We start from the raw sequence: 14,899 nt of genomic DNA, 5'->3' as shown, positions 1-14,899 counted from the left end.
ATGGAAATTGCTAATTTATTTTGCAATTCAAGTGAACTCTCCAAGGGAGATTATTTCACCTTGCCTGTCGTTGTATGGGATATTCTGGTAGCAGAAGCAAATATCCCCGAAAACTTTTTTTCGGATCTGATCATAAACTTTCTCCTGACCGGAGACAAGACTGTTCAAGAACTCCACGAATTGACCAACCTGGATGAAGCCCTAATTCGTTACATTCTTGAACACGACCTCAAGCAGAACGTCACAAAAGGGATTGACAAGTGGCACATACCAGAAGTCGTCTCCAGTACAGAGACCAAAATCAAGAAGAAGCGAATCGTAGTGCTACAATCTATGTTGACGGGACAATTAATTCCTCACCCCTTAATGAATGGGGAACTCACGTCCATTGATTACCAACAAAACGAAAAAGGAATCACAATTGCCGGCGGGTCCAAGGGCATGCCCTGCAACATCAAGCCGTTTGTTGTGTACCCACGCACCAACAAAATTAGAGAAAACTCAACAGACATTTCGGAAGAAGACATTTACAATATGTGGAAGGAATACCAGCAAATTGACTGCGATATTGCCTTGTCCGACTACAATGACATAAAGTCAAGCTACATTGAACAACCCGATAAAATAATTTCTATTGAGAAGCGGAACCAAGAACCTGATATATGCAATTTTCTGCTTGTCCAGGTCAAAAAGATTTCTGAAGGCGAAGACTTTCAATGCATCGACATGCTAGAAGAACAATCCAAAATTCCAATGGAGTTCCTCAAAAACGAACTAGATACAGCCCTAGAACAGAATGAAAAAATGGGAGCTTTTTTAGGAATTAAATCAATAGAGATTCCCATTACGCTTCAAGACCGTATTCAAGGCAGATATCCACATTTTGAGGAAGACATTATTATTGAAATTTGCAGATTCTTTGTTTTAAAAGACATTCTTGCCGACGATACAGACAACTCGTTTGATCTAGGCGACGCATTCCTTACTAGAATGCAAAATATGTACGAAAGCATCCTTAGGACAAGGAATACGCCCTTTAATGACGAACTCAAAAAGGTTGCATTCAAAAAAGATCAAGACCGTCATTACTATTTGGAAGGCGGCCTAAAGATACGCAATCTAAAGCTGGATGAAAACATTAAGAAAAAATTAACAAATGATGATGTATGGGGGAACATGACTCGATTGAAACCCTCACTAAAATCGCTACTCATTAGGCATCTTATCTTTTACCTTTATCATCCCCAAAACTCACTAGCTTGGTTTACGGCAAGACTGGTAAAAAATAAATCATTGAGCGATGACCTTAAATTCATTCTTGAACTGGTAGACACGCGCAACATCTACGACCATTTTAACGCGAACAGAAAAACCATTCCGTATCCCTACAATGACATTTACAACAGAATTGAAAAACAGTTGAATATTTTACACGAGGCCTACAAATGAGCAAGAAAAACAAAAATAAGAACAAGTACCAGCCCTCTACTCCGCAGCGTCGTGAACCCATAAGCGCGGCCGATGTGAAAAGTATTTTTTCCCCGGTAAAGACCACCGTCGAAAGTGCGCCTGTCGTTTCTAGTCCCGATGGCACTTCGCCGGAAATCAAAGTGTCCAAGGATTCTATACTGGATAAAATCAAAAAAATAATCCCTTTAGAGAACAAACTGTCCGATGAAGAAAAAGAAACTCTTAATGCTTTGCAAACAGAGCTCAACAATTTAATTGACTTGTACAAGATAGCCAAGAAAGATTGTGACAACGCCAAGACTGATTATGACTCTAAAATTGCAGAATTAGGGAAAACAGCTAACGAGCAAGAAGCCAAAGACGGCGAATTAAAGGGTAGAGAAGATAAAGTCAAAGAACGTGAAGACGAAGTTACCGAAAGAGAACGCAAAGCAAAAGAAAACGAAAATGAAATCGCTGACAGAGAAGGCAAGGCTCAGATAAAAGAAGACGCAAACAAAAAAGAAGACGAACGCCTAGAAGGGCTTAAAGCTCAGATTAAGCAAAGAGAAGCCGAAGCCGATGCAGGCTTTATCGCAAACGAGACCAAATGGAAAAATGAGATTACCGAAAAACTCAATAAAGATCTGGAATCAACAAGAAACTCGCTGCAAAAGCAATCTGAAGATTACAAAAACAAACTCGCCTCTTTAAGCAAAGAGCAAGAAAAATGCATTCTTGAGAAAACGGAATATGAAAACAGGAAAAAGGCATTTGATGAAATCAGGGAAGATATTCAGCGTGATTATGAAAATAGACTTACACAAAAGAAAGAAGCCTTTGAAAATCAAATTAAAGACTTAAATGAAGAAAATAAGAACCTGCAAAAGCAATTAAAGAGCTACAAGGATATCAAGTCACAGCTCGATGGGATGAGTGCCGAAGAGGCCAAGGAGTTGATAAACAATCTTCGCAATAAAAATGCAACTCTCAAGTTGGAACTTAATTCTGCCTGGAGCCCGGAACACCAGCAGGAGATGGAAGATGCTTTGCAGAGTTTCAAAGACCAATGCGAATCAGCCATCGCCGAAAAGAATGCGCTCTCTAAACAGGTAATGGATTATCGAAGAAAAATTGTAGACACAGAAGGTTTAATTGCTTTAAATAAAACTTTGGAAACGCACAACGCGGCTCTCAAAGAAGCGCAAAACCAGTTGCGTAAAGAGCTCGATGAGCTTACCGCAAAAGACCAGAATAAGGACATTTTTGCTGAATTCAAGAACATCGATAGCAGATGCAACCGCGAATACATCAGTTTCACCCAAAATTCCGGTGACCTTAAAGAATTCGTGAATGCAGTCGGCTACCAGTTGACGCAATATCAGCCCCACCTTTTCTATACACCCGAAACTCTGCAACTGTTTGTTGGTGGCCTAGCCATGAGCCGCCTCATTTTACTACAGGGTATTAGCGGAACAGGCAAGACCAAATTAGCACAAGCGTTCGCTTCTATCGTTGGAGATAATTCCGATGGTAGCAAGTCAGAGAAGGATAACGGTTCCTGTAGCTGCATAATCCCTGTTCAGGCCGGATGGCGCGACAACCAGGATTTGCTGGGTTACTACAATGCCTTCGAAAAGAAGTTCTACGAAAAAACCTTCTCCAAGGGGCTCTATACCGCATCTACGCCTCAGTTCAAAAACCGCCTATTTTTCCTAATTCTCGACGAAATGAACTTGTCACATCCCGAACAATATTTTGCAGACTTCATTTCAGCAATGGAGCAAGCAAATAGCTCCATATTTGATCCCCTAACAGTTGAGCTGCTTTCGGGAATGCCCAAAGAAACTATGGAATCAGACCGTTGGCCCAAATACCTCCAAAATGAAAAAATCATTGTTCCTCCCAACGTGTGGTTTATCGGCACCGCAAACCATGACGAAACCACCATGGAATTCGCCGACAAGACGTACGACCGCGCCCACGTCATGGTGATGGAGCGCAATACTCAAAAACCGTCCTACCAAAAGGTAAGACAAGGTGCGGCCCACTGGTCCGCCGAGGATTTGAGAAACGCATTTGTCGAAGCACAGGAATCAGATGAAGGAGAACAGCAAGCTGCCTGGGTCACTGAAAAAATGCATTCCCTCAAGGATGTACTAAAGTCGGAATTTGATGTATCTTTCGGAAACCGTCTCGAAAGGCAAATCAGGAATTTCGTTCCTGTGGTCTGTGCCACAGGAGGGTCCAAAGAACTCGCTCTAGACCATCTCCTTGCCACAAAGATTGTACGAAAAGGCAAAATCACGGGTCTATTTGGCGTGCAGGATGATTCTCTAGTAAAACTTAAAGAAGAAATTCAAAAAAATATAAAACTAGACGACAACTCGGCAACCATCAGGCTCATTGACCAGGACATCGCAGCAAAGGAACGAGTCGCCTAATGTTCGATATCTTCTTGCAAAAAGATATCAATATTGACACCCCTAATTGCGGAGGCCTCTATGCCCAAAGCAGAGAGGATGCACAAAAGGGGAACGTCATCTACCACTTTGACGACATCGAAGTCAAGGAATCCGAGCCTATCACCAACGATATCCTTGCCGCATTTCGGCTGCTTGACGAAGACAAGGATTCGTTCTTTTCGCTGTGCAACAATCCCGACGACCTTAAACGCAACCAGCTAGAAAAGTTCCTACAAAAAGACATTGAACAAATTAAGCGAAACGACCCTCTCACTCACCTAAAGGAGGCCGTAGCTAGACCAATTCTTGACCTGAAGGAAGAGGAAATAAAGCAGCCAACTAGCCGTGTCAAAAAATTCGCATCTCGCGCCCTTGAATATCTGGCAGGGCATTCCGAGGACTGGAGAAACCGTTCGTTTGTCGGAGTCCACCCACAGCGTCTGCTTTCTTTAGTCAGGGACGACAAATGGGAAACGTACGAAAACCGCTTAATGTTCACACTTTGCAAAATACTGATTTCGTTAATAAACCAGCGATTGCAGAAACTCAAGAATATCGACAACGCCTATTATGAAATAGAATTGTATTACCAAGAAGTCAGCTATGTAGATTACTTATCTATGGAATCGGAACTGAGTTCCCTACTCAAGGAATACAGCATCGAGAAAGTCAAGGAGAATAGGGAATTCCTGAAGCGGACTATTGATTTCTTAAAATACCTGCAGCGCGTCATCTCCTCCTTTTGGAATACGTTACTGTTCAGTAACCTTAAAATCATTCCCAACGTCGAAGTGGACATCAATCACGACATCATGACAAACGTCCTGATGAACAACCAACATTACCGGTACTTACCCAAGATACAGAAAGAGGTCAAGCGCGCACGAATCAAAGTCCTTTCTAAAGCAGAAAAAAAAGAAGAACAGGTCCTGCTGCAGAACAACGAAAAAGAATTCGTCAAGAGGTGCATCGAAGATTTCAGAACCATAAACATGGATTGGGATTGCTGGAACTATATCAAGCCGGAATATAGAGAAACACCCTACAGCCTTGAACTAGAAGCAAACGGCAAAAAGCTGCGCTTTGTTTTCGTTACCTCAAAACCCACAAGCTGCTATATCGACAACGTCCTTAATGAGTCTAACCCCTATACAGGCGATGTATCGGTCCTTGTATATCCACAATGTAACCCCTACCTGAGCGAAGACGAAGACAACTTTACCATATTGCATGATATGTTCAAAAACAACGAAGCCTATATGGTACTGGGCATAGCACCGCAATCCATCTTCCCAAAACTCCTAATCCAAAGGATTATTTTCCAGTGGATTTGGGCAATGCTCATGTGCCAGTATCCGTTCAAGGTGCCCCAGAATAGATTTATAAAGGAACTTGTCCCCAATATGCTAGACGGTAAATACCTGCTCGATTGTTACGACGACAATGAATTCAAGAAGCAGGTTGATAAAAGAGAGCATACTGACAGAATCCAGAAAAGGGACCTGAGTACCTATCGCAAAAACCGCGATGAAGACATAGAAATTCTCAAGACCGGGAACGCCCTAATAAGCCTCATCCAAAAATGTCCCTGCTGTAAAGCTGACGCTACTAGGGCGAAGGGCTCTACCGAAAATAACTTCTTATTCGAGTGCCGGAACTGTCACAGTCGTTGGAGCAGAAACGGGAATACCATAAAATGGTTCTTCAAAGACGAAGATATGAAACTTCATGGAAAATGGGAGCCTTTTAAAAGTAATTTGAAATAACATTCTATTTCAAATCATAAAACCCAGTATAACAAGAAAAATATTTCTTGTTTGTGAAAAATATTTCTTACTAAATATAGTTCCGCTTACACAAAGCCAGTTTTTCGCCATATTTAGCCATTTCAAAACTTTGGCGCGCATTTTGCTCTTATCTCAGTGTCCTGAGAAACCCTGCCAAGGAGCTCTCGCAAGCAAGTGAGAACTAGTCCCTTTTAAGGTTTCTTCATCTACAAACGAAGACGACAGAAAGCCTTCGATACAAATCAAGCTGCAAGCTTGATATGCTGATTGACATTACGGAATCGAGCAGAGCCTTTTCCTTCAAAGAAAGAAAAGGAGGTAATACCCATGTCAAAGCACAACGGACAACCACCCATCACCGAACAGGGCCGGATGGCCTTCCAGCACCGGAAACAAATCCGGCGGTGGCCGCAGCGGGAATCCCTCTACGGGATAACTCAAAAGTTCTTGGACCGTAAAGGCTCAAGGACTTTATCAAATCCAAATTTCTAAAAAAGGAGAAAATTCATGCAAACTTTATCAAAAGATTCACGCATCAATGAAATGTGCAACGCGATGCTCAATAGCGGCTGCTGGAGACTTTCTCGTCATTCTAAGCACCCTATTTTACAGCATCTAACGTCCTCAAAATTTTTCATCATTCCAGGCACCCCTAGCGATTCTCGCGCATTTGCGAATTTCCGCAAGGAGTACAATCGCTTTCTTCGAAAATATCTCATCCATATAGGATGGATTCAATAACAACATAAAGGAAAAAATATGAGAAATATTCAAAAACTGCGTGACGCGCACAAGGCTTCTTCCCACAACAAAGATCTTGTAAAAAGATCGAAGATTTGCTCTGACTGCTTCATCGATTCCGTACTTCCGGACGCATCCGGAATCCCGCTGGATAGGGACTTCGTGGCAGAAATGCACCGCTACTGGTTTGGCAGATAGCTCCTTTTTTTCCGAGCTTCACTGCTCGGGATTTTTGATTTATGAGTGCTCCATAAATGCTTCTTGATGCAACCAACTAAATAAAGTATATTCTGTCTATGATTCTATATCATGGTTCCGACAAACAAATACCAACTCCTGAATGGGGCAAAGGCAACCCGAGAAACGATTATGGGCAGGGTTTTTATTGTACGGAATCACTAGAACTCGCCAAGGAATGGGCTTGTCAAAAGAATACTGACGGGTATGCTAACCAGTATGAGCTGAACACTCAGGGACTAGATGTTTTGGATTTATCGCAGGAGCCGTTTAATCTACTCCATTGGCTCACCATCTTGATGCAAAACCGGGTCTTTTCGCCAAAATCTCCCATCGGAAAACAGAACTTGCAATTCTTAACAGACCGTTTCCATTTAGATTATCAACAGTACGACATCATTCGTGGCTATCGTGCTAACGATTCTTATTTCTCTTTTGCAAGCGATTTCCTGGAAAACATCATTCCAGTGCAAAATCTCGCTTCGTCAATGAAACTTGGCAGTCTTGGTTTGCAAACCGTTTTGAAATCAAAAAAAAGTTTTGAACGTCTCACCTTTGTGAAAACAATTTTTTCACCAAAAGAGAAGTACTATTCAAAATATAAAGAACGCGATACAGCAGCCCGCAAATCCTATCTAGAAGGCTTACGAAAAGTTTCGCCAAGTGATGCTGTTTACATGATTGATCTCGTTCGAAATCCGGAGCTGTTGAATGATCTTGCCTTATGACGAAATGTATCTTGCTTCCGTGCAAGAAAACTTGGGATTCTTTTTTCAGATTTCTCTCAACGAATTGAATTTATCTGCATCTCAGGTACAAAAAGGTTTTCTCTCTTCCGAAATTCCAGAACAGATTCAGATGGGGAATCCCGACTATTTGTGCGGAAAATCAGGTTACGAGCTTGCGTTGATTGCTTTCCCAAATTTATTAACCGATTCAATTCTTGAAAAAGCACTCGCTGAACCATTCTACCCGCAGGCGGAATATTGGAGCGGAACCGTTATCGCTTATTGTCAGTGGAAAACAGGCAAAGCATTTTCAGAAATTCTAGAACTCTATCCACTGGAAAGAATCCTTTCCAATTACCATTTGTTGCATGAAGCCGACATCACCAAAGTCGTCGAACAAATCGATGCCGTTCTAAAGGATTCTCCTGCCGTACAAAATTAAACGTGCAGGCTTTTCACATTTTTCATTAAAGAAATCATCCGCTGCCAACGCATTTTCTGTCCGTTGCGTCAAAGACTAAAAAATAATACTACATTCCCTACTATGTATGATAGAGACCGAAATTGAAAATCGCAGTAAAGTTATTGTCCGCACAAGTATTGTGGGCATCGTCACGAACGTTATCCTCTCCGCCTTCAAAGCGGCAGTCGGATTTGTCACAGGTTCCATCGCTGTCACTCTCGACGCAGTGAACAATCTTTCCGATGCGCTTTCCTCAGTCATCACAATCGTAGGCGCCAAGCTTTCGAACAAGCTTCCGAATAAAAAGCATCCGCTCGGTTACGGCCGAATGGAATATTTAAGCGCAATGGTCGTCGCCGTGATCGTTCTTTACGCCGGCGGAACCTCTGCCGTGGAATCCGTGAAAAAGATTATCCACCCCGAAGAAGCCAACTATTCCACCGCTTCTCTTGTGATTATCGCTTCTGCGGTTGTCGTCAAGCTTGTTCTCGGCAAGTTTGTCAAACGCCAAGGCGAACGTGTCAATTCAGGGGCTCTTATCGCATCCGGCGCAGATGCGCTTTTCGACGCAATTCTTTCGCTTTCCGTTCTCGCCTCTGCGCTTATTTTCATCACCACGGGCATTTCACTCGAAGCCTATGTGGGCATTGTGATTTCCATTTTCATCATCAAGTCCGGCATCGAAATGCTCAAGGACACTCTCGACGATATTTTGGGAAAGCGCAACGACCGTGAAAAAGTCAAGCAGATAAAAAAAATCCTCACGTCCGAACCTTCCGTACGCGGAGCCTATGACGTATTTTTGAACGATTACGGTCCAAACAAATTAATCGGATCCGTTCATTTGGAACTTCCCGACACGATGACCGTCGAAGAACTCGATGCGCTCACTCGAAAGCTCCAAACGAAAGTCCATAAAGAAACGGGCGTTACCTTGACCGGTGTCGGCGTATATTCTTACAATACGGGCAATAACGAAGCCGCAAAAATCCGCAACGACATTTTACACATTGTAAAGGCTCACGAATGGGCTTTGCAAATGCACGGATTCTTTGTGGATTTCGAAGAAAAAACGATTCGTTTCGACGTCGTTTTAAGTTTCGACATTATGCCGGAAGAAGCTCTTGAAATTTTGAATAAAGACCTGAGCGCCGCTTATCCCGAATTCAGCGTCCACATCGCCCCCGATCTGGACATTTAATTCCTTCCCGCGCTTCGCTCGGAGCAAGTGTGGTTCCTCGCAATGGCAGAACGTCCCCTAGGCGAACATCTTTTCTAAATTAGAGAATATGTTTGCATTTTTCAATAAGTTATACAAGCCAGGGAAATTCAAAAAGAACGGTGACGTCAAAGACGTACTCGTCGTAGCTTTGCCGATGCTCCTTTCGATGAGCTTCGACACATTCATGACTTTTATCGACAGGCTTTTCCTTTCAAAACTCGGACCTGCCGAAATGAACGCAGCCCTAGGTGCAGGGGCAGTTCAACTTGCGCTGATTACATTCTTTACGGGAGCCATCAGCTACACGACCGCCATGGTCGCGCAACGTCTTGGTGCCAAAAAACACCGCGACTGCGCCAAGGTCTTTATGCAAGCGATCTACCTGTCGTTCATCTGCGTTCCGCTTTTGTACTTGTCGATTCCCCTAGGGCACATCATTTTCGGAATGGAGAACCTCCCCGCCGACCAGTTACAGTATCAAAAGACCTACTTCAATATTTTGATGTTCGGTGGCATCATCAACCTGGTGCGAAACGCGGCTCCGTGCTTTTTTAGCGGCATCGGCGAGACCAAAATCGTGATGCAGGCTGCATTCGTGGGCATGATCATAAACGTGGTCTGCAACTTTTTCCTCATTTACGGCGCAGGGCCAATTCCCGCAATGGGCATCGCAGGCGCCGCCTACGGAACGCTGATCGGAAACTTCGTCTCCACGGTAATCCTTTTTGCCAAATTTTTCAGCAAGTCTTACCACAAGCGTTTCAACACGCGTCATTCCTTCGCCTTCAGCAAGCCTTTGACGGTGGAACTTTTGAAAAAGGGCATTCCCTCGGGCGTCGAAATGTTCTTGAACATGGCTGCTTTCCAGCTTTTGATTTTGATGTTCCACGCCCTCGGTCCGGAATCCGCCACCGCTTCTTCGATCATGTTCAACTGGGACATGGTGGCATACGTGCCGCTGATAGGGCTTGAAGTCGCCTCGACGAGCCTTGTGGGCCGTTACGTGGGCGCAAAGGAAGGCGCTGCGGCAACGCGGTCTACTTATTCGGGGCTGCGGATCGGTTGGGCGTATTCCGCGCTCATCGGTATGCTGTTCATCTTTTTGCCAGGCGTTCTCGCCGACATCTTTAGGCCCGACGCAAACGCTGGCGCGTCTGCGATTTCCATTTTCGAAAACGCCCGGCCTATGAGCCTCTTTATGCTCCGTTTTGCAGCGCTGTATATTTTTGTGGAAATTCTACTCGTGATTTATGCGGGAGCACTCCGTGGCGCAGGGGACACTTTATGGGTGATGTTTGCAAGTGCGCTCATGAACTGGTTTGTCGCAGGAGCCCTTTACGTGACAGCCTACGTGTTCCATTTGCCAGCGCATTATGCCTGGATCGCGGTCGTCGCCGTTTACAGCACCGCCCCGCTGTTTTTCCTGTACCGTTGGAAGAGCGGAAAATGGCGCAAGCACCTGCTCGACGCCAAAGCCTAAGCGGTTTATAGTTATAAGTGACTAGGTATCAGGTACCGGGTGTCATTGCGAAAGGCGATAGCCTTGAAACAATCTGTTTTGATTGTTCATGGATAATTTTTTCTTACTTACAATTTCATTACGTTCAAATTTCCCATAATTCCTAATAAATCAACAATTTATCCCACAGATAGTAGTTTTTTTCACGTCATACACAAAATATTGTGTATTTTTATTGCAAACCACCACAAGATTTATTACTATTCAAAGTATGATGCTACAAGGATTACAACGTTTAACCCTCCTCGACTTCCCGGGCAAGCTCGCTTGCACCGTGTTCACTCGGGGCTGTAACTGGCGTTGTCCCTTCTGCCATAATGCGTCCCTCGTGCTCCCGAACGCGTTTCAGGCACCGGACGTTTCAATCGACGATTTCTTCCAGTTCCTTGGCAAGCGCCAGGGCATTTTGGACGGAATCTGCATTTCCGGCGGAGAACCATTGCTGCAGTCGGGCATTGAAGATTTCATTCTCGAGATCCGGGATATGGGATTCCAGGTCAAGCTCGATACGAATGGCACTTCCCCGGAACGTCTCAGAAGACTCTCGGAAGGGGGACTTCTCGACTATGTTGCGGTAGACATCAAAAATTCCTTGGAACGCTACGGCGAAACCGTCGGCATTCCGAATTACGATACCTCGGCTGTGGAGGAGAGCGTGGATTTTTTGCTCACGGGGAACCAGCCGTTTGAATTCCGCACAACAGTCATCAGCGAATTCCACGATGCCGAATCCTTCTACAAAATCGGAGAATGGATTCACGGGAATGAGCCTTATTACTTACAGCAGTTCGTCGACTCGGGAGACCTTGTCGGCAACATTCGACTGCACCCGGTTGATGCGGAAGGCATGAACCACTTTAAAGAAATTGTTTCCGCCTACGTTCCAAATGTGAAACTTCGCGGAGTCCAGGATTTAACACCAGAGGAAGAGGAATCCACATGTATCAAGTCATCAAACGCGACGGAGAATTTGTCGACTTCAACATCGAAAAAATTCGCGGTGCAATATTAAAAGCCTTCAAGGCAAAAGATAAGGAGTATACCGACGACACCATCGACTTCTTGGCGTTGAAGGTAACCGCCGATTTTAATGACAAAATCCAAAACGGCAAGATCGCCGTCGAAGACGTGCAAGACAGCGTGGAACGCGTTCTGCAGCGCGCGGGTTATGAAGATGTGGCAAAGGCTTACATTTTGTACCGTCGTGAACGTGAAAAAGTGCGCAACATGAAGTCCGCCCTTCTCGATTACAAGAAGACGGTCGACGGTTACGTGAAAACCTCCGATTGGCGCGTCAAGGAAAATTCGACGGTGACGTATTCCGTCGGCGGCTTGATCCTTTCAAACTCCGGCGCAATCACAGCGAACTACTGGCTCTCCGAAATTTACGACAACGAGATCGCCGATGCCCACCGCAATACGGACATCCACATTCACGACCTTTCGATGCTCACCGGCTATTGCGCCGGCTGGTCTTTGAAGCAGCTGATCCAGGAAGGTCTCGGCGGTGTTCCGGGCAAAATCACTTCCGCCCCAGCAAAGCACTTGCCGCAGCTCTGCAATCAAATGGTGAACTTTCTCGGCATTATGCAGAACGAATGGGCGGGCGCTCAGGCTTTCTCCTCTTTCGACACGTACCTTTCCGCATTCGTCAAGGCAGACGCCCTTTCTTACGAACAGACAAAGAAGAGCATCGAGTCCTTCATTTACGGCGTGAACACTCCGTCCCGCTGGGGTTCACAGGCGCCGTTCACGAACATCACTCTCGACTGGACAGTTCCAAACGATCTCGCGGAATTGAACGCAATTGTCGGCGGCAAGGAAATGCCGTTCAAGTATAAAGATTGCCAAAAGGAAATGGACATGGTAAACAAAGCGTTCATCGAGGTGATGCTTGAAGGCGACGCCAACGGACGAGGATTCCAGTATCCGATTCCGACCTATTCCATTACCCGTGACTTTGATTGGTCCGAAACGGAAAACAACCGTCTTCTGTTCGAAATGACCTCCAAGTTCGGCACCCCGTATTTCTCGAACTACATCAACAGCGACATGGAACCTTCTGACGTCCGCTCCATGTGCTGCAGACTGCGTCTCGACCTGCGTGAACTTCGCAAAAAATCCGGAGGCTACTTCGGCAGTGGCGAAAGCACCGGCTCGATTGGCGTCGTCACCATCAACCTGCCGCGCTGCGCCTATCTTTCGAGTAACGAAAACGACTTCTTCGCCCGTCTTAACAAGATGATGGACATCGCCGCCCGTTCTCTTAAAGTCAAGCGTACCACGGTCACGAAGCTTTTGAACGAAGGCCTCTATCCGTACACCAAGCATTACCTAGGCACATTCAACAACCACTTCTCCACGATCGGTCTCGTCGGCATGAACGAAGCGACTTTGAACGCCAAGTGGCTCGGCAAGGACCTGACGCACAAGGAAGCGCAAGAATTTGCCAAGAAGGTTCTGAATCACATGAGAACGCGCCTTTCCGATTACCAGGAAATGTACGGTGACCTTTACAACCTGGAAGCGACCCCGGCAGAATCCACCGCTTTCCGCTTCGCCAAGCATGACAAGTCTCAGTTCCCGGACATCGTGACCGCCAACGAAAACGGTTCCCCGTACTACACGAATTCTTCGCACTTGCCGGTCGGCTACACGCAAGACATCTTCAGCGCCCTCGACGTGCAAGATGAGCTGCAGACGCTTTACACGTCCGGAACCGTTTTCCACGCGTTCCTCGGCGAACGTCTGCCGAACTGGAAATCCGCCGCAAATCTCGTAAAAAAGATCGCGGAAAACTACAAACTTCCATACTACACGCTTTCCCCAACATATTCCATCTGTGCCGATCACGGATACCTGAACGGAGAACAGAAAGTTTGCCCACACTGCGGAAAGCCCACCGAAACGTGGAGTCGCATTACCGGTTACTACCGCCCGGTCAAAAACTGGAACGACGGCAAGTTGCAGGAATACAACGACCGTCAGGTTTACCATGCGGAATCCTCGAAGCTTACGCACACGATCACCCGTGAAACGGCACAGGCTTCTACCAAAGCGCCTAAAGCAACTGCAACAGTCGCATCCCAGGCAACGGATATGGGAAAGATGGCTATGCTCTTCACCACCAAAACTTGCCCGAACTGCAAAATGGCAAAGTCCATTCTCGACGGTGACCATTACTCTTACAAAGTCGTAGACGCCGAAATCGAAGTCGATCTCACCAAAAAGTTCGACGTGAAGCAGGCTCCGACCCTCGTCGTGTTCGAAGGCAACCATGTGGAACTCATCCAGAACGTTTCGAACATCAAGAAATTCGTCAAAGGCTAAGCAGAAGGTAAGATGACAGACGTTTTAATCGTAGGCGCAGGTCCCGCGGGACTCACCGCCGCACTCTATGCGGCGCGCGCCGGTAAAACAGTCAAAATTCTCGACGCGGAAGGCATCGGCGGTCAAATCGCCAAATCTCCGCTGGTGGAAAACTATCCGGGCATCGCCAAGATGAGCGGCATGAGCTTTGCCGACAATCTATACGAACAGGTTTCCGCCTTGGGCGTGGAATTTGAACTAGCAGCGGCTTTGCGCATTGAAAAGGGCGAGAACGGCTCGCACATCGTGGTGACGGATGACGGCAACTTTGAAGCACGTGCCGTGATCCTTGCGACAGGCGTAAAGCACCGCCTGTTGAACATTCCCGGTGAAGAGGAATTTCAAGGTCATGGGATTTCCTTTTGCGCCCTCTGCGACGGAGCCTTTTTCAAGGGCCGACCCGTTGCAGTAATCGGTGGCGGGAATACAGCGATTACCGATGCGCTTTACCTTTCGGCGCTCGCTTCGGAGGTGACGATTCTGCACCGCCGCGACGAGTTCCGCGCCGACGAAAATCTCATGGAACGCGCCAAAAGCATTCCGAATATTTTCTGGTTGCCGAATGTAAACATCGAAGAATTCCAAGGCTCCGGAAATCTGACGCAGATCCGTTATACAGACAAACTCGACGGTTCCGAAAAAATCCTCAAGACCGATGCCGCCTTTATCGCCATCGGCCAGGTTCCGAACAATCTGGCATTTGCGGATTTGACGGATCTGGATGCGGAAGGATACTTTGCGTCCGATGAAGGCGGGGCGACAAAATCCGAAGGGATTTTTGTCGCGGGCGATTGCCGAAAGAAGAACGTTCGGCAGTTGACCACGGCAATCGCAGACGGCTCGAACGCAGCCGTCGCCGCATGGAAGTACATCGATTCCAAATTTCACTGACTTTGCAAGCTTTTCGTAACTTTCGTAT

The 14,899-nt window shown here is 46.0% G+C and carries 11 protein-coding genes; all 11 read left to right on the top strand.

What is annotated here, in order from left to right; genetic code table 11:
- Complete coding sequence (locus tag BGX16_RS08255; RefSeq protein WP_100425617.1) at positions 1–1,449, top strand: hypothetical protein; 1,449 nt, start codon at positions 1–3, stop codon at positions 1,447–1,449.
- The gene (locus tag BGX16_RS08250) at positions 1,446–3,893 is read left to right on the top strand and encodes a hypothetical protein (RefSeq protein ID WP_100425616.1); all 2,448 of its coding nucleotides are present in this window, start codon (positions 1,446–1,448) and stop codon (positions 3,891–3,893) included. Before BGX16_RS08255 ends, BGX16_RS08250 begins: the two co-directional genes overlap by 4 nt.
- Positions 3,893–5,680 (top strand): hypothetical protein, encoded by a 1,788-nt coding sequence (locus BGX16_RS08245; RefSeq protein WP_100425615.1) that lies wholly within the window; start codon positions 3,893–3,895, stop codon positions 5,678–5,680. Before BGX16_RS08250 ends, BGX16_RS08245 begins: the two co-directional genes overlap by 1 nt.
- Before the next feature lie 780 nt (positions 5,681–6,460).
- Positions 6,461–6,640 (top strand): hypothetical protein, encoded by a 180-nt coding sequence (locus tag BGX16_RS08235; RefSeq protein WP_100425613.1) that lies wholly within the window; start codon positions 6,461–6,463, stop codon positions 6,638–6,640.
- A 98-nt stretch (positions 6,641–6,738) separates the two neighbouring features.
- On the top strand, positions 6,739–7,407 hold the full coding sequence (locus BGX16_RS08230) for a DUF3990 domain-containing protein (RefSeq protein ID WP_100425612.1): 669 nt from the start codon (positions 6,739–6,741) through the stop codon (positions 7,405–7,407).
- On the top strand, positions 7,391–7,849 hold the full coding sequence (locus BGX16_RS08225) for a hypothetical protein (protein ID WP_100425611.1): 459 nt from the start codon (positions 7,391–7,393) through the stop codon (positions 7,847–7,849). Before BGX16_RS08230 ends, BGX16_RS08225 begins: the two co-directional genes overlap by 17 nt.
- A gap of 106 nt (positions 7,850–7,955) precedes the next feature.
- The gene (locus BGX16_RS08220; protein ID WP_100425610.1) at positions 7,956–9,071 is read left to right on the top strand and encodes a cation diffusion facilitator family transporter; all 1,116 of its coding nucleotides are present in this window, start codon (positions 7,956–7,958) and stop codon (positions 9,069–9,071) included.
- An 88-nt stretch (positions 9,072–9,159) separates the two neighbouring features.
- On the top strand, positions 9,160–10,572 hold the full coding sequence (locus BGX16_RS08215; RefSeq protein ID WP_100425609.1) for an MATE family efflux transporter: 1,413 nt from the start codon (positions 9,160–9,162) through the stop codon (positions 10,570–10,572).
- A 250-nt stretch (positions 10,573–10,822) separates the two neighbouring features.
- The gene (locus BGX16_RS08210; RefSeq protein WP_100425608.1) at positions 10,823–11,623 is read left to right on the top strand and encodes an anaerobic ribonucleoside-triphosphate reductase activating protein; all 801 of its coding nucleotides are present in this window, start codon (positions 10,823–10,825) and stop codon (positions 11,621–11,623) included.
- Entirely contained in the window at positions 11,551–13,941 is a 2,391-nt protein-coding gene (locus BGX16_RS08205) for a ribonucleoside triphosphate reductase (RefSeq protein ID WP_100425607.1), read from the top strand. Before BGX16_RS08210 ends, BGX16_RS08205 begins: the two co-directional genes overlap by 73 nt.
- Positions 13,942–13,953: 12 nt before the next feature.
- Positions 13,954–14,871, top strand: a complete 918-nt coding sequence (locus BGX16_RS08200) for an NAD(P)/FAD-dependent oxidoreductase (RefSeq protein WP_100425606.1) — start codon at positions 13,954–13,956, stop codon at positions 14,869–14,871.
- Positions 14,872–14,899 lie beyond the last annotated feature (28 nt).

It is taken from the genome of Hallerella succinigenes, from assembly GCF_002797675.1.
GTDB lineage: Bacteria > Fibrobacterota > Fibrobacteria > Fibrobacterales > Fibrobacteraceae > Hallerella > Hallerella succinigenes.
This window is presented reverse-complemented; position numbering and strand designations above follow the sequence as displayed.

Excerpts from the sequence above, each read along its gene's own strand:
- BGX16_RS08210 (WP_100425608.1), top strand. The coding sequence starts at position 10,823 with ATGATGCTACAAGGATTACAACGTTTAACCCTCCTCGACTTCCCGGGC.
- BGX16_RS08200 (WP_100425606.1), top strand. The coding sequence starts at position 13,954 with ATGACAGACGTTTTAATCGTAGGCGCAGGTCCCGCGGGACTCACCGCC.
- BGX16_RS08230 (WP_100425612.1), top strand. The coding sequence starts at position 6,739 with ATGATTCTATATCATGGTTCCGACAAACAAATACCAACTCCTGAATGG.
- BGX16_RS08245 (WP_100425615.1), top strand. The coding sequence starts at position 3,893 with ATGTTCGATATCTTCTTGCAAAAAGATATCAATATTGACACCCCTAAT.
- BGX16_RS08215 (WP_100425609.1), top strand. The coding sequence starts at position 9,160 with ATGTTTGCATTTTTCAATAAGTTATACAAGCCAGGGAAATTCAAAAAG.
- BGX16_RS08205 (WP_100425607.1), top strand. The coding sequence starts at position 11,551 with ATGTATCAAGTCATCAAACGCGACGGAGAATTTGTCGACTTCAACATC.
- BGX16_RS08220 (WP_100425610.1), top strand. The coding sequence starts at position 7,956 with ATGATAGAGACCGAAATTGAAAATCGCAGTAAAGTTATTGTCCGCACA.
- BGX16_RS08255 (WP_100425617.1), top strand. The coding sequence starts at position 1 with ATGGAAATTGCTAATTTATTTTGCAATTCAAGTGAACTCTCCAAGGGA.
- BGX16_RS08250 (WP_100425616.1), top strand. The coding sequence starts at position 1,446 with ATGAGCAAGAAAAACAAAAATAAGAACAAGTACCAGCCCTCTACTCCG.
- BGX16_RS08225 (WP_100425611.1), top strand. The coding sequence starts at position 7,391 with ATGATCTTGCCTTATGACGAAATGTATCTTGCTTCCGTGCAAGAAAAC.
- BGX16_RS08235 (WP_100425613.1), top strand. The coding sequence starts at position 6,461 with ATGAGAAATATTCAAAAACTGCGTGACGCGCACAAGGCTTCTTCCCAC.